Below are 309 nucleotides of genomic sequence, written 5' to 3'. Positions count from 1 at the left end.
GATGTCGCCGTCGCAACGCTAATTATTTTCAAATATGTCATTGTGATTCCTTCGATTCAAAAATTGCTTGGGAATACATTGTACTGAAGCGCCAAAATTCGCAAGCGGCACGGGGCCTTTCTTTGAAAATTGCATTGGTTTAAGTTGTAGAAAATTTGCGAGGAGAGAACATGAGTGTTGCTGGAAAAACAGTTGTAATTACGGGGGCAAGTAGCGGGATTGGTGAGGCGGCGGCGCGGGCTTTTGCTCAGGCGGGTGCAAATGTTGTGCTCCTTGCCAGAAGCGGGAATGCGATCGCCGAAATCGCAC

Annotated in this window: 1 protein-coding gene; it reads left to right on the top strand. The window is 47.9% G+C overall.

What is annotated here, in order from left to right:
* Positions 1–170 precede the first annotated feature (170 nt).
* On the top strand, positions 171–309 hold a 139-nt coding region (locus AB9F29_RS21945), incomplete at its 3' end, for an SDR family NAD(P)-dependent oxidoreductase (protein WP_369757254.1).

The sequence above is a fragment of the Falsihalocynthiibacter sp. S25ZX9 genome, assembly GCF_041205405.1.
Classification (GTDB): Bacteria; Pseudomonadota; Alphaproteobacteria; order Rhodobacterales; family Rhodobacteraceae; genus Falsihalocynthiibacter; species Falsihalocynthiibacter arcticus.
This window is presented reverse-complemented; position numbering and strand designations above follow the sequence as displayed.